Source organism: Bradyrhizobium erythrophlei, assembly GCF_900129425.1.
Classification (GTDB): domain Bacteria; phylum Pseudomonadota; class Alphaproteobacteria; order Rhizobiales; family Xanthobacteraceae; genus Bradyrhizobium; species Bradyrhizobium erythrophlei_C.
On the sequence record NZ_LT670817.1, the window covers coordinates 5,713,192 to 5,736,607 of the forward strand.

A 23,416-nucleotide genomic window follows, 5' to 3' on the forward strand; every position below is an offset into this window, starting at 1 on the left:
CGGATGCCTGCCGAGCGCTGTCAATGGAACGCGGATGACCGAACTTCCAAGGAAAATCACTGACGATCCCTATGGCGCCGCGATCCTGATTCGCCGCCTGATCACGGAACAGGGAGCCGCCTACTGGCGCCGCTACCTGCTGGCATTCGTGCTGATGGGGGTGTCGGCCGGTGCGACCGCCGCCTCGGCCTATGTCCTCGGCCAAGTTATCAACAAGGCCTATGTCGACAAGGACGTGCGCGGCATCGCCATCCTTTCGGGGGTTACCGTCCTGATCTTCATCCTCAAGGGGGCTGCGACCTACGGTCACCAGGTGATCCTGTCGAAAATCAGCAACGCCATCCTCGCCAACAACCAGCGCAGGCTGTTCGCCAAGCTGATGAACGAAAGCGTCGCCTTTTTCTCGGAGCGCCATTCATCGGAATTTCTGGCACGCCTGACGTCAGGCGCATATTCGGTCACGCAAGTGCTGAGCCTGCTGATCAATGCGCTCGGACGCGACCTGTTGCTGCTGATCGGGCTCGTCGCCGTCATGCTGATGCAGGATCCGTACATGGCGCTGCTCGGATTCGCAGTGGCGCCGCCGGCGATGCTGGTGCTGCGCAAGCTGGTGAAGCGGATCAAGGGCCTGGCGCACAACCAGTTCACCGGCACCGCCGACATTCTCGAAACCATGCAGGAATCGCTGCAGGGTATTCGCACCGTCAAGGCGTTCACGCTCGAACAGACCATGCGGGAGCGGATCGACGCCAGTATCAGCGCGGTCGAGTATAACGCCAACAAGATGGCGCGGGTTTCCAATCGTTCGAGCCCGCTGATGGAAACGCTGGGCGGTTTCGCGGTCGCGGGCGGCCTGATGTATGGCGGCTACAGCGTGGTCGCGATGGGCGCGACGCCGGGCCAGTTCTTTTCGTTCCTGACCGCGTTCCTGATGGCCTACGAGCCGGCCAAGCGGCTGGCCCGCCTTAATATCGAATTGAACAGCAATCTGATCGGCGCGCGCAAATTGCTGGAGATCGTCGACAGCCCTTCCAGCGAACCCATCGACGACGACAAGCCGGCATTGCAGCTGACCGAGGCGCGGGTCGAATTGCGTGACGTGACCTTTGCCTACCGTCCGAACGAGCCGGTGATCAGCCGCATGAGCTTCGTCGCTGAACCCGGAAAGGTCACCGCCCTGGTCGGTCCCTCCGGCGGCGGCAAGTCGACGTTGCTGGCGCTGCTGCTGCGATTCTACGACGTCACCGACGGCGACATCCAGATCGATGGACAGTCGATTTCCACCGTGTCGCGACGGTCGCTCCGCCAGCAGACCGCCTATGTCGGCCAGGACGTCTATCTGTTCCGCGCCACCATCCGCGAGAACATCGCGTTCGGCAAGGTCGGCGCGACGGAGGCCGAGATCGTGGCCGCCGCAAAGGCGGCTTGCGCGCATGACTTCATCATGGGCTTTCCGCTCGGCTACGATACGCCGGTGGGCGAGCACGGCACGCAATTGTCCGGCGGCCAGCGTCAGCGCATCGCCGTCGCCCGGGCGCTGGTAAAGAACGCGCCGGTGATCCTGCTCGACGAAGCCACCGCGGCGCTGGATTCGGAATCCGAACAGCAGGTGCAGGAAGCGATCGAACACCTCTGCCAGAACCGCACCACCATCGTCATCGCCCATCGGCTGCACACCATCATGCATGCCGACGCGATCCTGGTGGTCGAGGGCGGCGAGATCGTCGAGCGCGGGCGGCACGACGACCTGCTGCGCCGTGGCGGCCGCTATGCCTCGTTCTTCCGGATCCAGCACCGCGACGCCGGCCCTCTCACTCTGGCGCCGATCAGCGCAACCGCGTAAAGCTGTCGCCGAGTTTTCCGCCCCTCACCCGTCGAGAGCCCGTTCATGAGCGCCACATCCTTCGTCATTCCTGCCCCTCCGCAAGCCGCGATCGCCGTCGCTGGCGACACCAAATCCTTTCCGGTTCGCCGCATCTGGTGCGTCGGGCGCAATTATCTCGAGCACATCCGCGAGATGGGCAATGACGAGCGGGCGCCGCCGTTTTTCTTCGCCAAGCACCCCGACATGCTGGAGCCGGACGGCGCCACCGTCCCCTACCCGCCGCTGACCAAGGATCTGCACCACGAGGTCGAACTGATCGTGGCGATGAAGAGCGGCGGCCTCAACATCGCGGCCGACAAGGCGCTCGACCACGTCTACGGCTACGGCGTCGGCATCGACCTCACAAGGCGCGACCTGCAGCTGGCCGCGCGCAAGAAGGAGCGGCCGTGGGAAGTCGGCAAATCGTTCGACCATTCGGCGCCCTGTGGTGCGCTGCAGCCGGCCTCGAAAATCGGCCATCCAACAAAGGGCAGGATCTGGCTGTCGGTCAACGGCACCGAACGGCAGAAGGGTGACCTCACCGAACTGATCTGGAGCGTGCCCGAGATCATCGCCAAGCTGTCGGAGCAGGTCTCGCTCGCCGCCGGCGACATCATCATGACGGGCACGCCGGCCGGCGTCGCGGCGCTCTCGCCCGGCGACAAGATCGAATGCGGGGTCGACGGCGTCGGCACCCTGAAGGTGACGATCGGCAAGCCGGAATAGCTGCCTCTCCGCTCCAGGCGGGAAAACAAAGGCTCCGGATCGCATCCGGGGCCTTTTTTTCGTCTGAACTTGCGTGGCTTCCGTGGAACTACGGACAAATTCGCAGTCCGTTAACCATGCCCACATTAAATGAGCTGGACCGCCACGACGCTTGCGCTGGAGCCGCCGATAACCACCGACTGGAACGCCATCCGCCTCGATTTACTGGGGATCGACCAGCCGATGCGAGCGACGTTGCGCGAGATACGGCCGTTTTTTGCCAAATCGCTGCCCGGCATTCTGGCGCGGTTCTACGACAAGATCCGGCAATACGATCCCGCCTCGGGGATCTTCAAGGAGGGCGCGACGCAGGAAGCCGTCCGCCTGCAGCTGCAGCATTGGGACCTGATCGGCAGCGGCGAGTTCGGGCTTGCCTATGTCAATTCGGTGGCGCGGATATGTCAGTTCAATCAGAGCGCCGGCGTCGCGCCGCAATGGTATATCGGCTGCCGCCTGATGTTCGTCGCCGAACAACTGATGAAGGCCGCCGAGTCCGAGATACAGATTCCGCGCTTCGGCAGCGCCGCGCAGGCCGCGCGCGACAAGAAGGCCGCGATGCTGAACGCGATCGCCAAGGCCAACATGCTGGACACCGAACACGTCGTCGGATTCTACTTCGGCTCCAACCGTCAGCTTCGCAAGGATGCCATTGCGGAAGCGAGCGACCGCTTCCGCGCCATCATTACCTCGCTGTCGTCGGCATCGAGCCAACTGGAAAGCACCGCACGCGCGCTGAGCGACAATGCGGGCAACACCACCCTGCTTGCCACCGTGGTCGCCAATGCCTCGGAGGACGCCTCCAACAATGTGCAGTCGGTGGCGTCGGCGACCGAAGAACTCGCCGGTTCGGTGCGCGAAATTTCCGTACAGGTCCAGGAATCCAACCGCATCGCCGCCAGCGCCGTGAAGCAGGCCGATGAAACCGACTCGCGCATCAACGCGCTGTCGCAGGCCGCCAACCGGATCGGCGACGTCATCAAGCTGATTACCTCGGTCGCGGAGCAGACCAATTTGCTGGCTCTCAATGCGACCATCGAAGCCGCCCGCGCCGGCGAAACCGGCCGCGGCTTCGCCGTGGTCGCGCAGGAGGTCAAGGCGCTCGCCGCCCAGACCGCCAAGGCCACCGACGAAATCGGCATCCAGATCGCGGGCATGCAGACCGCGACCCAGGAAGCGGTCGGCTCGATCAAGATGATCAGTTCGACCATCGGCAAGATTTCCGAGATCACCAGCGCGATATCAGCGGCGATCGGGGAACAGGGCGCCGCCACCGAGGAAATCTCGGGCAATATCCAGCGAACCGCCGACGGCACCTCGCAAGTCGCCGGCACCATCGCCGAGGTCAGTCATGGCGCCAACCAGACCGGCGCGGCCTCGAGCCAGCTATTGTCCTCGGCCAAGCAATTGTCGGATTCAACCACCAGCCTGCAGGCCGAAATCGACGGCTTTCTCAAATCGATCGCTGCGGCGGCGTAGCGCGCCGGCCGATGCGGCTGCTTCGTCGTCTGGCGAAGAACGGGCCGTTGCCAAACGCGCTTTTGCACACGCGATCTCTGTATTTCGCCGGACAGGCGGTTTCGGCCTCCAGCCTGTTCAGCGCCGCGCGTGAAGCAGCGTCCTTCCTCACCCCCGGGCCATCGCCTGCAGGCCCTTGAAGGTCAGGCGCTTGGGGTCCTTCACGCCGGCCAGATAAAACCTGCGGATGAAGGCAGCGACCGTGTCGCGGTCGCAATCCGTCAGTGCGACCACGGCATCGACGGCAATTCTCTGGGCGTCCATGGTTTCCTCGTGCTGTCAGCGGCGTCAGCCGCTTAAAGCTTAGGACTCGCCGATTAATACGGCGTTAACCGTTTCGCAAAAATGAACGATTCGCCAGATCGCGCGTATACGTGAAACAACTGATACCAGCGTTGGGGCGCAGGCCGAAGCGACCGCTCCCGGGGCCCCGGCCGTCAAGAATACCGCATCACCCCGTCATCGACCTTGCCGAAGCGCAGGCTGACGATGTCGAGCGCGTAATTCTGATAGAGCCGCCACGGCCGCTTCGAGCCCTGCTTCGGCATCTTGGCGACCGAGCGCTGCACATAGCCTGACGAGAAATTCAGCGACGGCAGTTCGGTAATGTCAGGATCGACATTATGCGGCATGCATTGCTTGTAGCCGCGCCGATCCATGTAGTTGATCAGGCGGCAGACGTATTCGCAGGTCAGGTCGCATTTCAGCGTCCACGACGCATTGGTATAGCCGAACGCGGACGCCAGGTTGGGCACGTCCGAATACATCATGCCCTTGTAGTTCAGCGTCCTCGCGAAATCGACGACTCGGCCGTCGACGCTGACCTCCATGCCGCCGAGCACCTGCAGATTGAGACCGGTGGCGGTGACGATGATATCGGCTTCGAGTTCGCTGCCGTCCTTCAGCCGGATGCCGTTCTTCGTAAATGTGTCGATCTCAGAGGTCACGACGGAAGCGCGCTTGTCCTTGATCGCCTTGAACAGATCGCCATCGGGCACAAGGCAAAGCCGCTGGTCCCAGGGATTGTAGCGCGGCGTGAAATGGGTGGCGATGTCGTAGTCCGGACCGAGCGCCATCCTGACGCCGCCGAGGATCAACTGCTTGACCCGCGCCGGCTTGCGCCTTGAGAGCTGGAAGAAATACATGCCCCACAGCACGTTGCGCCAGCGGATCAGATGATAGGCGAGTTTTGCGGGCAGCCGTGCCCGCAACTTGTTAGCGACAGGGTCCTGCGCCGGGCGCGACACCACGTAGGTCGGTGAGCGCTGCAGCATGGTGACATGACCGGCCGCCTTCGCCATCTCCGGCACCAGCGTTACGGCTGTCGCGCCCGAGCCGATCACCACCACCCGCTTGCCGGCGTAGTCGATATCGTCGGTCCATTTCTGCGGATGGATGATGCGGCCGGTAAAATCTTTCGAGCCGGAAAACTCTGGCGTGTAGCCTTCCTCGTATTTGTAATAGCCCGAGCACATGAACAGGAAATTGCAGGTGAAGCGCACGATCTCCGTGCCGCCCTCGCCCAGGTTGCGTTCGGCCTCCACGGTCCAGCGCGCATCCTGAGTCGACCACGACGCCCGCCTGACCCGGTGATGAAAGCGAATCTTCTTGTCGATGCCATTATCGGCCGCGGTCTCCCGCACATAGTTCAGAATCCGCGGGCCATCGGCGATTGCCTTCGGCTCTGTCCACGGCTTGAACGAATAGCCCAGCGTGAACATGTCGCTGTCGGAGCGGATGCCGGGATAGCGGAACAGGTCCCAGGTGCCGCCGATGCAGTCGCGGCCTTCGAGGATGGCGTAGCGCTTCCCCGGACACTTTTGCTGCAGGTGATATCCCGCGCCGATGCCGGACAACCCGGCGCCGACGATCAGCACGTCGAGATGTTCGCTTGCGGTCATCTCCATGGGCCACCCAGGTTTGCCACCGTCATGGCCGGGCCAGGTCCCGGCCATCCACGTCTTTGCTTTACATCGACTGTAAAGACGTGGATGCCCGGCACAAGGCCGGGCACGACGAAAAAAGCGCTCTGGTCCTACGTGGGCTTGACCCGCGTATCCATCTCCGATGGATTGCCGGTCGAGCCCGGCGATGATGAATGTTGGCCCTCAATACCGGTAATGGTCCGCCTTGAACGGGCCTTCCGGCTTGACGCCGATGTACTCGGCCTGATCGGGCCGCAGCGTTGTCAACTTCACGCCGATTTTGGAAAGATGCAGGCGCGCCACCTTTTCGTCGAGCGACTTCGGCAGCACGTAGACCTTCTTTTCGTACTTGCCGTCCTTGTTGTTGGCGAACAGTTCGATCTGCGCCAGCGTCTGGTTGGTGAACGAGGCCGACATCACGAAGGACGGATGGCCCATGGCGTTGCCGAGGTTCACGAGGCGACCTTCCGACAGCAGGATGATGCGGTGCTTGTCGGCGAACTCGATCTCGTCGACCTGCGGCTTGATGTTGGTCCATTTCAGGTTGCGCAGATGCGCGATCTGGATCTCGTTGTCGAAATGGCCGATGTTGCAGACGATGGCGCGGTCCTTCATCGCACGCATGTGCTCGATGGTGATGATGTCCTTGTTGCCGGTGGCGGTGACGAAGATGTCGGCGCGGGGCGCTGCCTCTTCCATGGTGACGACTTCATAGCCTTCCATTGCCGCCTGCAGCGCGCAGATCGGATCGACCTCGGACACCATGACGCGGCAGCCGGCCTGGCGCAGCGAGGCGGCCGAGCCCTTGCCGACGTCGCCGAAGCCCGCGACCATCGCGACCTTGCCGGACATCATCACGTCGGTGCCGCGGCGGATGCCGTCGACCAGCGATTCGCGGCAGCCATAGAGATTGTCGAACTTCGACTTGGTGACGCTGTCGTTGACGTTGATCGCCGGGAACAGCAGCTTGCCTTCCTTCTCCATGTTGTAGAGGCGGTGCACGCCCGTGGTCGTCTCTTCCGAGACGCCCTTGATGTTCTTCGCGATCTCGGCGAACCAGCCCTTGGGCTTTTCCTTCAGCAGCTTCTTGATCAGCGCGAAGAAGACTTCCTCTTCTTCCGATTCCGGCTTGTCGAGAAACTTGACGTCGCCGTTCTCGGCACGCAGGCCATGGTGCACCAGCATGGTGGCGTCGCCGCCGTCGTCGAGGATCAAGTTGGGCGTGCCGCCGCCATGCCAGTCGAACAGCTTTGCGGTGTAGTCCCAGTATTCGCTGAGGCTCTCGCCCTTCACCGCGAACACGGGAATGCCGGCCGCGGCGATCGCGGCGGCGGCGTGATCCTGGGTCGAATAGATGTTGCAGGAGACCCAGCGGATGTCGGCCCCCAGCGCCGCCAGCGTTTCGATCAGGACCGCGGTCTGGATCGTCATGTGCAGGGAGCCGGCGATGCGCGCGCCCTTCAGGGGCTGCGTCGGGCCGTATTCCTCGCGTGTCGCCATCAGGCCGGGCATCTCGGTCTCGGCCAGCGAGATTTCCTTGCGGCCGAATTCGGCAAGCGAGATGTCCTTGACGATATAGTCGGTGAAGGCAGGCTTCTTGGCGGTGGCGGTCATATGATGGGTTCCTGAACGGATGAATTCGGACTTATCGGTACGAAACGAAACTGGACGCTTTGTGGCGCGCTCTACTCCCTCGCCCCGCCCTTGCGGGGAGAGGGTTGGGGTCAGGGCTTTCTCAACAGGCGGACTCGCGGAGAGTCCTCCTCACCCGGCGCAAAGCGCCGACCTCTCCCCGCAAGCGGGGCGAGGTAAGCAAAAATCACACCGCGCGCTTGAGCGCGTCGGCAAGGTCGGTTTTTTCCCAAGAGAAGCCGCCGTCCTTGTCGGGCGCGCGGCCGAAATGACCGTAGGCTGCCGTACGACGATAGATTGGCCGGTTCAGCTTCAGCGAGCGGCGGATGTTGGTCGGCGTCAGCCGGAAAATCTCCGGCAGCATCTTCTCGAGCTTTTTCTCGTCGACCTTGCCGGTGCCGTGGGTATCCACCAATACCGACATCGGATCGGCGACGCCGATCGCGTAGGCGACCTGGATGGTGCAACGCTCGGCAAAGCCGGCCGCCACCACGTTCTTGGCGAGATAGCGCGCGGCATACGCCGCCGAGCGATCGACCTTGGTCGGATCCTTGCCCGAAAAGGCGCCGCCGCCATGCGGCGCGTAACCGCCATAGGTATCGACGATGATCTTGCGGCCGGTGAGGCCGCAATCGCCGTCCGGTCCGCCGACCACGAAGTTGCCGGTTGGGTTGACCAGGAAGTCGGAGGCCTTTTGCGGCATCCAGCCCTTCGGCAGCGCCGACTCGACCGCGTTCGAGATCATCTCCTTGATCAGGCCGGGTGAATATTTCTTGCCGTTGCGGCTCTTCTCGTTGTGCTGCGTCGAGACCACGACCTTGGTGCAGCCGGTCGGCTTGCCGTCGACGTATTTCACGGTCACCTGGCTCTTGGCATCGGGCTGCAGGTCGAAAAGCTGGCCGTTGCGGCGCTTGTCGGACAGCACCTTCAGAATCTTGTGGGCGAAGAAAATCGGCGCGGGCATGTAGGAGCCCTTTTCGTACACTTCGCTCTCGGTGCAGGCGTAGCCGAACATCATGCCCTGGTCGCCGGCACCTTCTTCCTCGCCGCTCTTCTTTTTCTTGGCATCGACGCCCATGGCGATGTCGGGCGACTGGCCGTGCAGCAGCACCTCGATGTCGGCGCCGTGATAGGAGAAGCCGTTCTGGTCGTAGCCGATATCCTTGACCACGCCGCGGGCGATCTCGCTGATCAATTCGCGGTCGACGACCGAAACGCCATGGATCATGCGAAACAGCTGGCCGCGGCCTTCGCCCGCGATCACGATCTTGTTGGTCGTGCACAGCGTTTCGCAGCCAAGCCTTGTATTGACCAGACTATCGTCGGCGATGCCGAGTTCGACGTCCTTCTCGATGAAGGCGTCGAGGATCGCATCGGAGATCTGGTCCGAGACCTTGTCCGGATGGCCTTCGGAAACCGACTCGCTGGTGAACAGAGAAGACGCGCGCATCAACCGACCCCTTTTTCCGCCAGACCTCGGCGGTCCCTTCGTTATGTTGTCCTGGAATGTCAGTCTCGACGACGCGAGATGACGTAGGATTCGTCGTAGAACCAGAGTCCGTTATGCTTGCGCAGAACCTCTCTGGCGGCATCGAGGGTACGGCCGTTTTGAGTCATTTCCGTCAACCGGTCGTCCTCGATCTGGGCGACATACACCGCCGCGTTCCAAGCTGCAAAGGCCGTCGAGGTTCCGATCGACCCGGTAACCTCGTTCGGCAGCGCTTCCATATCATAACGGAAGATCGAGCGGTTATCGGCATAGGCGTTAAAGTTGAGGTCGCGGGCCGCCGATCCCAGCTCGTATTTCACCGCGCGCAATAGCTCATGACGGCTCACCGCGAAAGGATTTTCTCCGGGCCAGACCGCCTGGATAATCTCAATCCCGGGGTCCTGGCCGTGGGAGTGGATTCCGATCAAACGGCCCCCCGCCCGCAATGCCCGCGCCAGGGGCGCGATGATGCGTTTGGCGCGGAAATTGACCGAGGATTTGGCCCGGTAGGGCTGGGAAGCGATAATCAGGTCGAAATTGGCCTCGGAACGGCCGGCGCGGGGGATGATCTGGTCCAGCAAAAAGCGGTGGTCTTCCCGGTACAGCACGATCGCCACCGGGCGCTCATAGACCGGCATGCCGGAGCGCGGGCTGACATTGGCGCGCCAGTTCTGCTCCAGAAACGGCCCAAGTTCGGCGATCTGGGACTCGAATTCGCCCGAAGAAGCCCCGCGCAGGGCGACTTCATGCCAGATCATGCCCGCGGCCGCAGCCGGCGAGGCCGGCGTCAGCCAGGGCGCCTCGGCGTAATACATGTTTGTCAGCACAAAAACCGTCGCCGGATGCTCGAACAGCCGGTCCGGTACCTTGTCCAGCGTCAGCCGGACATCCTCAAGGCTGAGCTCCTTGCCGGCGATATAGAGCGGCATATGGGGAAAGCGGCCATGCATCGACCGCATGACCCGGGCCAGCACGGTTCCGTCGCCGACGCCGGCGTCGAATACCCGCAGCGCGGGGGGACGGGGATGGATGCTGCCCAGTTCCAGCGCCACCCGCTCGGCGATCACCCGCTTTTCACTGCAGGTATGCACGAACAGCAGGTATTTCTGCCGATTCTCGAAAAACCGGAAATTGCCGCGGGGATCGCGCTTCTCGTGCGGGACCTCGAGGCCGCGCGGCGGCGGCACCCCGCCCGGCATGGAGGCAGCGATATAGGCCTGGATGCGGTCGAGGGTGTCGATGGTGATGCGCTTGCCCTCGCGCAGCCTGTGCACCAGCTTGCCGTCGTTGACGGCACGGCGGCCGAAAGTCGATTCCGCCATGTCGGCCTGGCGGCAGAATTCGGTGATCTGGCTCAGGATCTGGTCGTTTTTCATCGGGCCGGGATTTGGGACCAACGGGTGGGCAGCGGGGGATCGCCCGGCTGTCCTACCACCATCTGCCCACCGGAGGTAACCCCTCATGCTGAGCATTGCGCCCTCGCGCGCGCCTCGAACCATGAGCCCACCCCCTCGCCCAATCATGTGCGCAACTCCCGTTGCACCAGCGGCGACACTGCCGCCGACGCGGAGATCGACGCCTGCAACAAAATCATCGCGCAGAAAGCTTTCTCCGGCGAGCAACTTGCGACCATCCATTTCTGGCGCGCGGCCGGCTGCGACAAAAAGGGCCACTACGGCGTGGCCATATGCAGGTTTGTTTAGGCCCGCAGACATAGCAGTATGTCCATCCATTTCGCGCCTAAATTTGTTCGCAATTAAGTTTCGAAGTGTTTTGGGGTTGCTTCACCGCTTGGATTGGCCGGCGCTCACCAACATCCGCATCAGTTCGGAAATTGCGGCGGCGGCGACACTACGGACTGGGTGCACGACGACCTAAGCGAATCCAGCTCCCGATCATGCAGGGTCCGCCACCACTGGGTAAGGTCGGCGCACCAGCCATATGTCGGAAACCGTTCTTTTGAGATTGCGAAAGAGCCGGTCATGGACGAGTTTACGCTTAAACTCATCTTGCGATATTGGAGGCTGTTCGCAGTCATTGCGCTTGCCCTGTTTATCCTTGCAAGCCTGACGATCTTCACGCTTCCGCAGAACTACACCGTACGCTCCATCGTCGAGGTCGGCACACTCGTGGAACCTAAAGGCGCGAGCGGAGTGGACCGGCCAGAACCTATTGAACCGCCGGATCTAACCGCCAAACGAATTCAGGAGGTTTTTTTGCCAGATGAGATCGCGGCGCTAACCGACAGCGGCTCGCCGTCTGCCGGCGCGGCGAATTTGCAGAATATGAAAGCTGAGGTGGTTGGCCGCACAATCGTTTTTCAGGGCTCCACCAAGGCGAGCGACCAGACTGCGTACAAGAAACTGCAGCAACGGATCATCGATCGCGTGATGAGCGATCACGCAGCCATCACGCGCGCCATCCGCGAAGGGCTTAATCACAAGATCAAGTTACAACGCCAAAACCTTGATGACTTGGCCCAAGGCATCAAGGGCATCGAGGACGAAAGCAATCGACTGCAAAAGAGCGACGAAGAAGCTCGGGCAAGATTAACCGCACTGCGCGAGGAACTTACCCTAAGACAGAAGCAAACGCCCACTCCGCAAGCCGCCGGAGAAAGCACAGCCGACCAGACAGCGGACAGATTGCTTTACCTGCAGATCAACGAAAGCAGCGAACACAGAGGTAATCTCAACGCCGCCCGGACCCGCGTGCTGCTTGATGGCCTAACGACGAAATCCCTGTACGACGGGCTGGCAGAAACCCTGGCAAACAACGAACGCACCCTTAAGATGGTGAAGGACACGCATGTGATCCTTCCGCCGACAGCGATGTCCACTCCGGTGGGGCCAAGAAGGTTTTACCTGCTGACCGTTTCATTGATCGGTTCCATTCTGCTTTCCGCTGGAACAGTCTTGCTGTTCCACAGGGTTGCGCCTCTGCATAAATACTAGGTATCGGATCGCAATCCGCCTCGAGGCTCTGATTTCCGGCGAGGCAGCAACCGCTCGAGAAGCTCAGGCAGACCAGAGCCGCGAGAACAAGGCGTCAATTTTCTCCACGACCCGGTTGAACCATGACCAGCTTTTCCGACCGCACCGAGGTGGGCGCCATCGTCGCCGCCCCGCACCCAGGACCGGGACCAGCTTTCCTGATCTATTTCCACATCGCGCTCTGCTGCGTTTCGCTGGTTTACGTCTCGCATTTTTATGGGGAATTTCATATCGCGTTCGACGAAAATCATGTTTATCAGGCAGCCGCGGCTGTCGCGCTGTGTGCGTTGATCTCGCCCTTCTTTACCCTCGCGCGCTTCAGCTTCGGCTACTATGTCGGCTTCTACCTTTACACCGCTGTCGTTGGCTTCATTTGGCTCAGCTTCTTCACGCCATTCAACTACGATCAGGAAACAGCGCGTCTTTCAGCTGTTCTATCGATCGTCGCGCTGCTCGTGCCCGCCCTGATGATCAGGTCGCCGATCCGGCAAATCTACGTGATTTCCGAGCGACAGTTCGAGCGCCTTCCCATCGTGATACTTTTTCTGACTGCGGCAATAATTGCAGTGGGCGCGGGCTATAACTTTAGATTGGTCGGAATTTCCGACATCTATTCGTTCCGCAGCGATATCCACCAGCCAAAGACGGTCGAATATCTGATCGGGATTTTTTCAAGCGCGCTGCTGCCGTTCGCATTTGCCTGCTTCGTTGAGCGCCGCAACATCTGGCTCGCAAGCGTCGCGCTTGCGTTTGCCCTGCTTTTTTATCCGATAACCCTGAACAAGCTTGCCTTGTTCTTGCCAATCTGGCTTGTCGCCATCGTTCTGCTATCGAGATTTTTCGAGGCTAGAACGGCTGTTGTGCTTTCCATTTTTATACCGATGCTCATCGGGCTCATTCTGATCGACGCGGTGGGCCTCGATGCCATCATGTATTTTGGCACGGTCAATTTTCGAGCGTTCGCGATACCGGCGAGCGCGCTCGATCATTACCACCACTTTTTCTCGACCCATCCGCTGACGTATTTTTGCCAGGTGTCGTTCATGAAAGAAGTCGTCCGCTGTCCCTATAGCGACGATTTGTCAGTGGTACTGGAACGCGCCTATCGATTGGGGAACTTCAACGCTTCCCTTCTTGCCACAGAGGGCATCGCATCGCTGGGATCGCAACTGGCTCCCATATCCATACTGATATGCGGATTGATACTTGGCTTGGCAAACAGGCTTTCAGCAGGACTGCCGGATCGTTTCATTCTGTTATCCGGAGCTGCCTTTCCGCAGATCCTCCTCAATGTACCGCTCACGACAACACTGCTGTCACACGGCGCTGCTTTCCTGTTCCTGCTTTGGTACGTGATGCCACGCCAAAAGGCGGTTCCAGCGGACGTCTCGTCATGATCGAGCGCCTGATGGATCGTCGCCCGGTAACAGGCCTACCCCTCGCGACCGGATTTATTTCCCCCACACCTCCTTCGCGACATCCACCGCGAGCTTCAGTTTCGCCCACTGCTCTTCCTCGGTGAGGATGTTGCCCTCTTCGGTCGAGGCGAAGCCGCATTGCGGGGACACGGCGAGCTGATCCAGCGGCACGAATTTGGATGCTTCCTCGATCCGACGCTTGATGCCGTCCTTGCTCTCGAGTTGGCCGCTTTTCGAGGTGATGACGCCGACCACCACGATCTTGTTGCCCTTCGGCAGGTAGCGCAGCGGCTCGAAGCCGCCGGCGCGCTCGGAATCGTATTCGAGGAAATAGCCGTCGTAATTGGTGCCGGCCAGCATGGTCTCCGCCACTGGCTCGTAGCCGCCCGATGAGATCCAGGTGGAACGGAAATTGCCGCGGCAGACATGCGTGGTGATGGTCATGTCGGCCGGCCGCCCGGCGATCGCATAATTGATGATGCGGGCGTAAATTTCCTGCAGATTATCGGCGCCCTCTCCCCGCGCGCGCACCTTGGCGAGTTCGTCCTGGGAGCAGAGATAGGCCCACACCGTGTCGTCGAGCTGCAGATAGCGGCAGCCGGCGTCGTAGAACGCCTTCACCGCCTTGCGGTAGGTTTTCGCCAGATCCTCGAAGAACACCTCGATGTCGGGATAGATCTCCTTCGAGATCGACTTGCGGCCGCCGCGGAAATGCAGCACCGCCGGCGAGGGGATCGTCATCTTCGGCATCACATGCGCGATCTCGCACTGCTTTTTCAGGAACTTGAAATGCGCCAGCATCGGGTGATCGTCGGGGAAATCGAGCTTGCCGATCACGCGCACCGCGTCGTGCCGGGTCTGGATGCCCGCGAACTGGATACCCTCGTCGGGGTGAAACAGTTCGCAGCCGGTCAACCTGGCGAGAAAGTCGAAATGCCACCACGAGCGGCGGAATTCGCCGTCGGTCGCGAGCTTCAGGCCGATTGACGCCTGCTTGTGCACGACCTTTTCGATCTCCATGTCCTCGACCTTGCGCAGATCGTCGGCCGTTATCTCGCCCTTCTCGAGCCTGGCCCGCGCCTCCTTGATCTTGGGCGGCCGCAACAGGCTGCCGACCTCGTCGGCGCGGAAGGGGGCTTTTGTTCTCTGCATGGTCTTCACTCCCGAGAATTCTAATGTGCCGCGGCACCGGAGACGCCGAGAAAGCGTTCGAGTACCGCGGGATCGGCCTTCAGGGCGGCACTCGCCGCGTCGTGGACGATCGCGCCGCGCTCCAATATCACAACGCGGTCGGCCAGCCCCAGAATCTTTTGTGCATTCTGCTCGACGATGATCGAGCAGGTGCCGCCGGCGCGGGTGATGGTGCCGAGCGCCTTCAACAGTTCCTCCACGATGATCGGGGCCAGCCCCTCGGTCGGCTCATCCAGCAAGAGCACCCTTGGATTGAGCGTCAGCGCGCGGCCGATCGCCAGCATCTGCTGCTCGCCGCCGGAAAGCTGGTTGCCGAAATTGTTGCGGCGTTCCTTCAGCCGCGGAAACATCTCGTAAACCTTCGCCACGGTCCACGGACCCGGCTGCGCCACCGCGGTCATGTTTTCTTCCACCGTCAGCGAACGGAAGATGTTGCGCTCCTGCGGCACCCAGCCGATCCCCGCCCGCGCCCTTTGATCGGGGCGCATCGGCGTGATGTCCAGCCCGCCGAGGCTGATGGTCCCGCCGAAGCGGCGGGTGATTCCGACGATCGAATTGATCAGCGTGGTCTTGCCGGTGCCGTTGCGGCCGAGCAACGCCAGCACCTGGCTTTCTGCGAGCCGCAGCGACATGCCGGGCAATACCACGGCTTCGCCGTAGCCGGCGCGAAGCCCCTCGATGCGCAACAATTCAGGCATCGGCGGCCTCGCCGAGATAGACCGCCTTGACGCGGGGATCCCGCGCTACCTCGCCGGGCGGTCCTTCGACCAGGAGCGCGCCGTTGACCAGCACCGAAATGCGGTCGGCGAACGAGAACACCAGATCCATGTCGTGCTCGATCAGGAGCACGGTGACGTCGCGCGGCAGGGCTGCCACGGCCGCCAGAATGTCGTGGCGCTCGCTTTCGGGAACCCCGGCGGCCGGCTCGTCGAGCAGCAGCACGCGCGGCTTGGCGGCAATGGCGACCGCGATCTCCAGCAGGCGCTGCTTGCCGTAGGGCAACGTCGCCGTCAGTTCGTTCATGACGTCGAGCAGATGGAAGCGCGCCAGATTTTCCGCGATCTCGGCGTTGACGTCGTCGCGCGCGCCCATCCGCCGCCACCAGTCGCCGCCGCGGCCGAGACGTTCGGATACCGCCAGACCAATGGTCTCCAGCGGCGTCAGGTCGGCATAGAGCTGGTTGATCTGGAAGGTGCGCGACAGCCCGCGCAGCACGCGCGTGTGCACCGGCAAGTCCGTGATGTCGTTTCCCTCGAGCAGAATGCGCCCGGCATTGGGCTTGAGCACGCCGGTCAGGAGGTTAATGACGGTGGTCTTGCCGGCGCCGTTCGGCCCGATCAGGGCGTGGCGGGCGCCCCGCTCGACCCTGAGCGAGAGGTCGCGGGTGACCCTCAGCCCGCCGAATTGCTTTTCCAGCGCTTTTGTTTCCAGGGCGAGCGTCATGGCGCGTCGCCCTCGGGAACGGCGATGATGGTCTTTCGCCCGCCGAGTTGCCGGATGATCAGATTCGGCACCCACAGCGCCCAGCGATGCAGGCGCGCCCGGCCGACCAGCACGATCACGACCAGCACGAGGCCGATCCAGAACTGCCAGTATTGCGGCGTGAGACTGGAAAACAATTCCTGCAGCATCCGAAACACCACGGCGCCGATCAATCCGCCGTAGAGATAGCCGGTGCCGCCGATCACCAGCACCAGCATCAGGTCGGCCGAACGCTCGAACGAGAACACGTCGAGCGAGGCCAGCGCCGTGGTCTGGGTGAACAGCGCGCCTGCGATCCCTGCATAAAACGCGGCCAGCGTGTAAACCGCGACCAGGCGGCGGTTGACGGGGACGCCGATCGCCGCCGCGCGCAGCGGATTGTTGCGGATGGCGCGCAGCGACAGCCCGAACGGCGAATGCACGATCCGCCGCGCCACGAGGAACAACGCGAACAGCACCCCAAGGGAGTAGAAGAAGCCGACCTTGCCGAACATGTCGAAAGCGAACAGCCCGAGGATCGGCTGCATCTCGATGCCCTGCAGCCCGTCGGTGCCGCCGGTGATGTCCGAGAAACGCTCGGCCAGCGCTTCCAGCAATAACGCGATCCCCAGCGTCACCATCAGCCGGGTCAGGTCGGCGCCCCTGATCACCAGGAAACTGGTGAGAAAGCCGAGCACCATGGCGATCAGGCCGGCAACGACCAGCGCCACCACGGGCTCGGTGATCATGCCGTGCAAAGCGAGCAGCCCGGCGGAATAGGCGCCGACGCCGAAGAACGCCGCATGGCCGAGCGAGACGATTCCGGCGTAGCCCAGGATCAGATCGAGCGACAGCGCAAATAACGCCAGTCGCAGGACTTCCGTCATGATCAGATAACGGGAGGGGAACAGGAACCCGCAGCCAAGCACGAGAATCCAGAACGCGATCTCGCTCCAGTGCCAGCGTGCGTGCTGCCTGGCGTGGTATCCGACGTCGGCTTGCGCGGTCATGGCTGCGCTCAACGGGCAGCAGTGCGGCCGAACAGGCCGTTCGGACGCCAGATCAGGATCACGATCATGATGGTGTAGATCACGAACGGTCCCATTTTCGGCACGTAATATTTTCCGGCGACGTCGCCGATGCCGAGCAGCAGCGACGCCAAAAACGGCCCGGTGATGCTGGAGGAGCCGCCGACGGTCACGACGATCAGGAAGTAGATCATGAATTTCAGCGGAAAATACGGATCGAGCCCGAGAACCTCCGCGCTCAGGGCGCCGCCGAGACCGGCCAGACCGCAGCCGAAGGCAAAGGTGAATGCGAATACCTGCGGCACGTTGATCCCGAGCCCGCTCGCGGCGCGTGGATCGTCCACCGACGCGCGCAGCCGGCTGCCAAACCGCGTGCGCGCCAATACCAGCTGCAGCGCCGCGGTCAGCAGGCCACAGATCACGATGATCATCAGCCGGTAACGGCCGATGCCGACGCCGACGAAATCGATTTGCCCTTCGAGCACCGCCGGAAGCTTGATGAAAACCCGCGACGATCCCATGATGTAATCGACCGCCGCCACCGACATGAAGACGAGGCCGACGCTGAACAGCACCTGATCGAGGTGGCTGCGGTTGTAGAGATGCCGATAGAGCGCGCGTTCGAACACCGCGCCGATCAGGGCGCTGGCGATAAACGCCATCGGCAATGCTGCGAAGAACGGCCAGCCGGATTGATTGACCAGAACCGCGCAGACATAGCCGCCCGCCATGGCAAACGCGCCGTGGGCAAGGTTGACGAAGTTCATCAGTCCGAGCGTGACCGCGAGGCCACAGGCGAGCACGAACAGCAGCATGCCGTAGGCGACGCCGTCGAACAGGATGGTGAACAGCGAGGTCATGGTGCCGGAGAACCTGTGATGCACTCGTCATTCCGGGGCAGCGCGCAGCGCTGAACCCGGAATCTTTCGCGATAAACGTCGAGATTCCGGGTTCGCGAGCTCAGCTCGCGCCCCGGAGTGACCGGCGTCACTTCTTCGTCTTGCCGGGGTCCTTGACGGCCTCGAAGGTCGCAAATTCGACGTTGTAGAGTTCGCCGTCGACCTTCTCGACCTTGCGGATGTAGATGTTTTGGACGATGTCGCGGGTTTCCGGATCGATCGAGATCGGGCCGCGCGGGCTTTCCCACTTCATCCCCTTCATGGCTTCGACAAGCGCATCGCCACCGGTCTTGCCACCGGTCTTTTTCAGCGCCTCGTAGATGAGACGGATGCCGTCATAGCCGCTCACCGCCATGAACCCCGGGCGGCTGCCGAAGGCTTTCTTGTAGGCGGCGACAAAGTCGTGGTTCTCCGGGGACGGATGCGCGGCGGAATAGAGATGCGCGGTGACGGTGCCCAGCGCCGCGTCGCCCATGCCGTTCAGGAGATCGTCGTCCATGACGTCGCCGGGGCCGATCACCTTGATGCCCGACTTGTCGAGCCCACGCTCGGCATATTGCTTCATGAAGTTGCCGCCCTGCCCTGCGGGCACGAACACGAACATGGCGTCGGGTTTGGCATCTTTCATCCGCTGCAGGAACGGCGCGAAATCAGGGTTGGCCAGCGGTACCTTGACCTCTTCGACGATCTGGCCGCCGCCGGCAACGAAATGCTCCTTGAAGAAATTGAGCGCGTCGTTGCCGGGCGCATAGTCGGAGGTCAGCGTCGCGACCTTCTTGATACCGTTTTTGACGGCCCAGTCGCCGATGATGGTGGAGGACTGCGCCAGCGTGAAGCTGGTGCGCACGATATAGAGGGAACGCTCGGTGATGATCGAGGTGCCCGCCGCCATCACGATTTCCGGTATCTTCGCTTGCGTCGCCAGCGGTGCTGCCGCCAGCGCGGCGGGCGTAACGCCGAAGCCGGCGATGAAGCTGACTTTGTCGTTGACGATCAGTTCCTGCGCGAGACGCTTGGTGTTGTCGGGGAGTGCTGCGTCGTCCTTGAGGATGACTTCGATCTTCTTGCCGGCGACGGTGTCGCCGTTCTGCTGCATGTACAGCTTGACCGCATTGTCGATCTGCTTGCCGGTCGACGCCTGGCCGCCGGTCATCGGCAGAATCAGGCCGATCTTCACGGTCTCCTGCGCCTGGGCGGGCGCCAGCGCAACCGCGCCCGCAAGCGCAAAGCCGGCTGCGGCCTGCGACAACGTCTTAGTGCCAATGAACATGAACGCTCTCCCCTGATCGGTTTCGTGCCTCGAACCGAGTCCCCGGCCCTTACTCACCATAACCCGGATTTTTCGGTCGTGTCTTGGGGCGGGATGGCGACTCAGCGGCGGAGCATTGTCAATCGCGACGATGGGCGTGAATCGGCCGGAGTGGTGGGCTGTAAATTCATCGCCGGTCTGCTTGGCCGGCGGGCAGGTTCTTCACCCTGTAAGCTGCTTGGTATTCAGATACCCCAAATCTCCTGAATAAACCAAGTTTGCACTTTTAGGGGTAAGCTTGCTAATTCGGCGGCAAGGCGTCGCAAATACGAAAATTCGGCCGGCAAAGAGATTGCGGCATCCGGTCCAATTGGCACACAAGCAAGGTTGCGACGTTCTGAAAATGACTATCAGCACCCGCCATCTTGTCATCGCCACTGCCTTCGCGGTCCTGGCGTGTGGCCTCGGCGGCTGCGGAACCATCAACGAAAAGCTCGCAGACGGATTAGCAGATTACGTCCCCCTGTGGGCCGGTGGTTTGCCTGCCGACGCTCCGCCCCGCCCCGGCACCGCGAAATACGATGAGTTCATGCGAGAGCGGGAAAAAAAGCGCCTGGAACCTGCAGCGGCGAAGGATGAGGCGGCCAGGTCAGACTCGTCATCATTGGAACCAGTGCACTAGCGTGTGCTGACCCTTCTCAATCAACAACAATGGACCGCGAAGATCTGCTTGGCAATTGTGTGGATTGTCAGCGATGCTCTATCGTGGGGAAGCGCTTCGATGGAGCGATTCAAATTTGCACGGGAGGCAAGGGGCAGGTGGACGCAAAAACCCAGACCGAGCAAGGGAAAAGTCTGGTCATAGGTGGCACCGGCCTGGTCGGCGGCTATATCGTCGAGCACCTCCTGCGTGTCAACCAGCGGCCGTTCGTCTTGTCGAGGTCGCCGCAGGGCGGGCCGGGGGTTGATTGGTTCCGTGGAGATCTGGAGAAGCCAGAGACGCTGAATTTCCCACCGTTTGCCACCCTGTATTGTACCGCTGACGCCGTTCTCCTGGCGAACGCGCTTCCGCGGCTCTTAAATCTGTCATTGAAGCGAGTTGTCGCATTCAGCTCGACCAGCGTCATGACAAAACAGGACACGGAAGTTGCCAGCGAGCGGGCCACGATCAAGCGACTCGCCGACGCAGAGCAAAGGATCGCGGCGGAATGTGAGCAGCAGAACGTTAGCTGGACGATACTGCGCCCCACCCTGATCTACGCTGAGGGTCGCGATACCAATATCACGCCGTTGTCGCGGCTTATCCGCCGATTCGGTTTCATGCCGCTTGTCGGGCAAGCATCCGGCTTGCGGCAGCCGGTGCACGCGGAAGATCTGGCAATCGGAGCCCTCGCCGCCGCATCGAGCCGCGCCGCCGTCAACAAGATCTATTCGCTGCCGGGCGGGGAAACGCTCTCGTACCGGGAAATGATCGGCCGAATTTTTGACGCACTGCGATTGCCCAGGCGCACTATCTCCGTGCCCTCTTTTCTTTGGAGAGCCGGCTTTGTTCTGGCGAAGCCGCTTTTTCCGAGCGCAAATGTAGCGATGGGCACCCGCATGATGAAAGACATGGCATTCGATCCAGGACCTGCAATTCGGGACTTCGGCTGGAGCCCGCGGAATTTCAAACCCGTATTCGACTAGCAGCAGTTCCCGCGAACAGGTTGCCCCCGGGCTCCTCAATCCACGAACACCACGGTCTTGCGCCGTTGAGGATCACGCGGTCCTCCAGGTGATAGCGTATCGCACGCGCCAGCACGCGGCGTTCGATGTCGCGTCCCTTGCGGACGAGATCGTCGGGCGTGTCGCGATGGCTGATGCGCTCGACGTCCTGGTCGATGATCGGGCCCTCATCGAGGTCGCTGGTGACGTAATGCGCGGTGGCACCGATCAGTTTGACGCCGCGCTCGTGCGCCTGATGGTAGGGCCGCGCGCCCTTGAAGCCCGGCAGGAACGAGTGATGGATGTTGATGCAGCGCCCCGAAAGCTTCGCCGACATCTCGTCCGAGAGGATTTGCATGTAGCGCGCAAGCACGACGAGATCGGTTTTTGTCTGCCCGGCCAAATCCCAGATCGCGGTCTCCTGCTCGCGCCTGGTCTCCTTCGTCACCGGCAAATAGTGAAACGGGATGTCGCCGAAATCGAGATTGCTGTAGGTCTCGCGCGGGTGATTGGAGACGATGGCGGTCGGAATCATCTCGAGTTCGCCGGTGCGCCAGCGATACAGGAGATCGGCGAGGCAGTGATCGGATTTGGAGACCAGCAGCATCACCCGGCGGCGGGTGGCGCGGTCGCGCATCTGCCAGTCCATGCCGAAGCGCTCCGCGATCGCCGTGAACCCGGTCTGCAGCGTTGCCAGATTGACCGCCAGATCGGCGGCGTTGAAGACGACCCGCATGAAGAAGTGACCGGTCTCGACATCGTTGAACTGCTGGGCGTCGAGAATGTTCTGCCCATTATGGGCCAGGAAAGTTGAAACAGCCGAGACGATCCGGACAGGACAGCGTCAACACGTATCGATGGTCGGGCATGGAGCAGCTTGTCTATCATTCGAAAATGGCATCGCTGACCTCGAGCGAATTCAAATTGCTACTGAAGCTTCACGAAGCCGACGATCTCGACCGAGCAACGGCTGAGCGGCTGATCATACAAATCTTCGGTTCATTAATGAAATATCCCGGATTGGGTTAGCTGCCGGCCTGGCCCCCGCGGGCGGGGCCGGGTTCTGCCAGAACCAGAATCTGCCTCGCGGCCATCTCGGGCGAGAACATGCTGCGGCCGAGTTGCTTTCCCCGTTCGGCCATCGATTTGCGCAGGGCATCGTCGTCCGCCAGTTCCTCGGCCAGCCGCTTCAACTCGTTGACGAAGTAACCAACATAGACCCTCCCCACGCCGTTGTCTTCGATCAGGCGCTGGACGTCCGTCCCGGCGTTGACGCGCGCCAGCACCGGCAGACCGTACTGCATGTAGGAGACGAATTTCCCGGGAACGTTATGGGTCTTGTGATCCGGATGCAGCGCGACCAGCCCAACCTCGCATTGTGCGAGCAGGCCGGGGATTTCGGAGGGGTCGATCTCATCGAAAAACAGCACGTTGTTCAGATCCCGTGACACTCTTTCCGTCTCGAGTTTCGAGAATTCGGAGCCGCGACCCACGAGGAGGAACCCGATATCGCCGCGATGGCGCAGGCTTTGGATCAGCTCCACAAAAATTTCAATGCCTTGGGCTACGCCCATGTTGCCGATATAGACGAATATCTTGCGACCGGCCAACGAGGTGCGGGCAATCTGGATGCTGCACCCGACGTTTGGCGTCGTCGCCAGCCAGTTGTGCAGCACTTCGATCCGCCGGTGAGCGGATTTCGTCCAGCTCGGCAAGTAGGCTAGGTTCGATTCGGTTTGCACTCCGATCGTATCAGCGACCGCATACTGGAACGCGGCGACCGCCTTAAACAGGAAGTAGACCGGCCCCTTCTTGATAATGCCCAGGTCGACCGCCCATTCGGGAAAGATGTCGCGCAGGATGAGATAGGTCCGCGCCTCGGATGCCCGGCGTAACGCCCAGATCAGCGGCCCGAAGAAGATCGGCGGCGAATACCACACGATAAGGTCCCACTTCGTTGAACGAAACGGACTCCTGTGCACATTGCGCAGCATCGCGAATGGCAGCCACATTTCCGCAATCGCCCGCCGGAAGTGAGTAGCGGCACGCGTCGGCGGGGCCGCGATACGCAACACGTTAACGCCGTCGAGCTGTTCGACCTTCCAGGGTTCATCTGATGTCAGCGAAGGCACAATCACTACAGGCTGATGACCGAGCGCCGTGAATTGCTGTGCCAGATCCCGCAATTGAACCGCCGCCGAAGTCCGCAGCGGCGGATAGTCCGTCGAGATTAGGGCAATCTGCAAGCTGCGGCTCATGTCGGTGACTTCGAAGGAACGAACA

The 23,416-nt window shown here is 61.6% G+C and carries 20 protein-coding genes and 1 pseudogene; 8 read left to right on the forward strand and 13 right to left on the reverse strand.

Annotated features, from left to right (window positions below):
* Window positions 1-34 precede the first annotated feature (34 nt).
* The 3 genes from B5527_RS27425 (at window position 35) to B5527_RS27435 (ending at window position 4,105) form a co-directional block, all read left to right on the forward strand.
* A complete protein-coding gene (locus B5527_RS27425; protein ID WP_079604311.1) occupies window positions 35-1,843 on the forward strand; it encodes an ABC transporter ATP-binding protein in 1,809 nt (602 codons plus the stop codon).
* A 45-nt stretch (window positions 1,844-1,888) separates the two neighbouring features.
* Window positions 1,889-2,590, forward strand: a complete 702-nt coding sequence (locus B5527_RS27430; RefSeq protein WP_079604312.1) for a fumarylacetoacetate hydrolase family protein — start codon at window positions 1,889-1,891, stop codon at window positions 2,588-2,590.
* Between the two features lie 129 nt (window positions 2,591-2,719).
* Entirely contained in the window at window positions 2,720-4,105 is a 1,386-nt protein-coding gene (locus B5527_RS27435; RefSeq protein WP_079604313.1) for a globin-coupled sensor protein, read from the forward strand.
* A gap of 147 nt (window positions 4,106-4,252) precedes the next feature.
* Here B5527_RS27435 and B5527_RS45500 read toward each other — a convergent pair whose 3' ends face one another.
* From B5527_RS45500 to B5527_RS27455, 5 genes are all read right to left on the reverse strand, one after another.
* Entirely contained in the window at window positions 4,253-4,408 is a 156-nt protein-coding gene (locus B5527_RS45500) for a hypothetical protein (protein ID WP_172842680.1), read from the reverse strand.
* A 173-nt stretch (window positions 4,409-4,581) separates the two neighbouring features.
* Complete coding sequence (locus B5527_RS27440) at window positions 4,582-6,045, reverse strand: flavin-containing monooxygenase (protein ID WP_079607549.1); 1,464 nt, start codon at window positions 6,043-6,045, stop codon at window positions 4,582-4,584.
* Between the two features lie 207 nt (window positions 6,046-6,252).
* Window positions 6,253-7,683: an adenosylhomocysteinase gene (gene ahcY, locus B5527_RS27445; protein WP_079604314.1), complete on the reverse strand. Its 1,431-nt coding sequence runs from the start codon at window positions 7,681-7,683 to the stop codon at window positions 6,253-6,255.
* A gap of 205 nt (window positions 7,684-7,888) precedes the next feature.
* The gene (metK, locus tag B5527_RS27450) at window positions 7,889-9,151 is read right to left on the reverse strand and encodes a methionine adenosyltransferase (protein ID WP_079604315.1); all 1,263 of its coding nucleotides are present in this window, start codon (window positions 9,149-9,151) and stop codon (window positions 7,889-7,891) included.
* A gap of 59 nt (window positions 9,152-9,210) precedes the next feature.
* On the reverse strand, window positions 9,211-10,566 hold the full coding sequence (locus B5527_RS27455) for a hypothetical protein (RefSeq protein WP_079604316.1): 1,356 nt from the start codon (window positions 10,564-10,566) through the stop codon (window positions 9,211-9,213).
* A gap of 606 nt (window positions 10,567-11,172) precedes the next feature.
* Between B5527_RS27455 and B5527_RS27465 the strand changes: the two genes are divergently transcribed.
* Together B5527_RS27465 and B5527_RS27470 are read left to right on the forward strand one after the other, a co-directional pair.
* A complete protein-coding gene (locus tag B5527_RS27465) occupies window positions 11,173-12,144 on the forward strand; it encodes a hypothetical protein (protein ID WP_079604318.1) in 972 nt (323 codons plus the stop codon).
* Between the two features lie 122 nt (window positions 12,145-12,266).
* Entirely contained in the window at window positions 12,267-13,580 is a 1,314-nt protein-coding gene (locus B5527_RS27470; protein ID WP_079604319.1) for a hypothetical protein, read from the forward strand.
* Between the two features lie 54 nt (window positions 13,581-13,634).
* Here the strand turns inward: B5527_RS27470 and B5527_RS27475 are convergent, their stop codons facing one another.
* The 6 genes from B5527_RS27475 to B5527_RS27500 all read right to left on the reverse strand — a co-directional run bounded on the left by B5527_RS27475 (window position 13,635) and on the right by B5527_RS27500 (window position 19,450).
* Window positions 13,635-14,753, reverse strand: coding sequence for a cobalamin-independent methionine synthase II family protein (locus B5527_RS27475; RefSeq protein ID WP_079604320.1), 1,119 nt, complete (start codon window positions 14,751-14,753; stop codon window positions 13,635-13,637).
* Between the two features lie 20 nt (window positions 14,754-14,773).
* Window positions 14,774-15,490 carry an ABC transporter ATP-binding protein gene (locus tag B5527_RS27480; protein WP_079604321.1) on the reverse strand — a complete coding sequence of 239 codons (717 nt, stop codon included), beginning with the start codon at window positions 15,488-15,490 and terminating at the stop codon, window positions 14,774-14,776.
* Window positions 15,483-16,235 carry an ABC transporter ATP-binding protein gene (locus tag B5527_RS27485; protein WP_079604322.1) on the reverse strand — a complete coding sequence of 251 codons (753 nt, stop codon included), beginning with the start codon at window positions 16,233-16,235 and terminating at the stop codon, window positions 15,483-15,485. The genes B5527_RS27480 and B5527_RS27485 overlap by 8 nt, the downstream gene beginning before the upstream one ends.
* Window positions 16,232-17,263, reverse strand: coding sequence for a branched-chain amino acid ABC transporter permease (locus tag B5527_RS27490; protein WP_079604323.1), 1,032 nt, complete (start codon window positions 17,261-17,263; stop codon window positions 16,232-16,234). Before B5527_RS27490 ends, B5527_RS27485 begins: the two co-directional genes overlap by 4 nt.
* Before the next feature lie 8 nt (window positions 17,264-17,271).
* Window positions 17,272-18,141, reverse strand: coding sequence for a branched-chain amino acid ABC transporter permease (locus tag B5527_RS27495; protein ID WP_079604324.1), 870 nt, complete (start codon window positions 18,139-18,141; stop codon window positions 17,272-17,274).
* Between the two features lie 127 nt (window positions 18,142-18,268).
* Complete coding sequence (locus tag B5527_RS27500) at window positions 18,269-19,450, reverse strand: ABC transporter substrate-binding protein (protein ID WP_079604325.1); 1,182 nt, start codon at window positions 19,448-19,450, stop codon at window positions 18,269-18,271.
* A 382-nt stretch (window positions 19,451-19,832) separates the two neighbouring features.
* Between B5527_RS27500 and B5527_RS27505 the strand changes: the two genes are divergently transcribed.
* Both B5527_RS27505 and B5527_RS27510 read left to right on the forward strand, forming a co-directional pair.
* The gene (locus tag B5527_RS27505) at window positions 19,833-20,111 is read left to right on the forward strand and encodes a hypothetical protein (RefSeq protein WP_079607550.1); all 279 of its coding nucleotides are present in this window, start codon (window positions 19,833-19,835) and stop codon (window positions 20,109-20,111) included.
* A gap of 29 nt (window positions 20,112-20,140) precedes the next feature.
* A complete protein-coding gene (locus B5527_RS27510) occupies window positions 20,141-21,115 on the forward strand; it encodes an NAD-dependent epimerase/dehydratase family protein (RefSeq protein ID WP_245332272.1) in 975 nt (324 codons plus the stop codon).
* 35 nt (window positions 21,116-21,150) lie between these two features.
* Here B5527_RS27510 and purU read toward each other — a convergent pair.
* Window positions 21,151-22,002: pseudogene (gene purU, locus B5527_RS27515) on the reverse strand (formyltetrahydrofolate deformylase).
* Between purU and B5527_RS44555 the strand changes: the two are divergent.
* On the forward strand, window positions 22,001-22,162 hold the full coding sequence (locus tag B5527_RS44555) for a hypothetical protein (protein WP_154072558.1): 162 nt from the start codon (window positions 22,001-22,003) through the stop codon (window positions 22,160-22,162). The pseudogene purU and the gene B5527_RS44555 overlap by 2 nt on opposite strands.
* Here the strand turns inward: B5527_RS44555 and B5527_RS27520 are convergent.
* Window positions 22,159-23,391 carry a glycosyltransferase family 4 protein gene (locus B5527_RS27520; RefSeq protein ID WP_197689215.1) on the reverse strand — a complete coding sequence of 411 codons (1,233 nt, stop codon included), beginning with the start codon at window positions 23,389-23,391 and terminating at the stop codon, window positions 22,159-22,161. The two genes, B5527_RS44555 and B5527_RS27520, sit on opposite strands and share 4 nt — an antisense overlap.
* Between the last annotated feature and the right edge of the window lie 25 nt (window positions 23,392-23,416).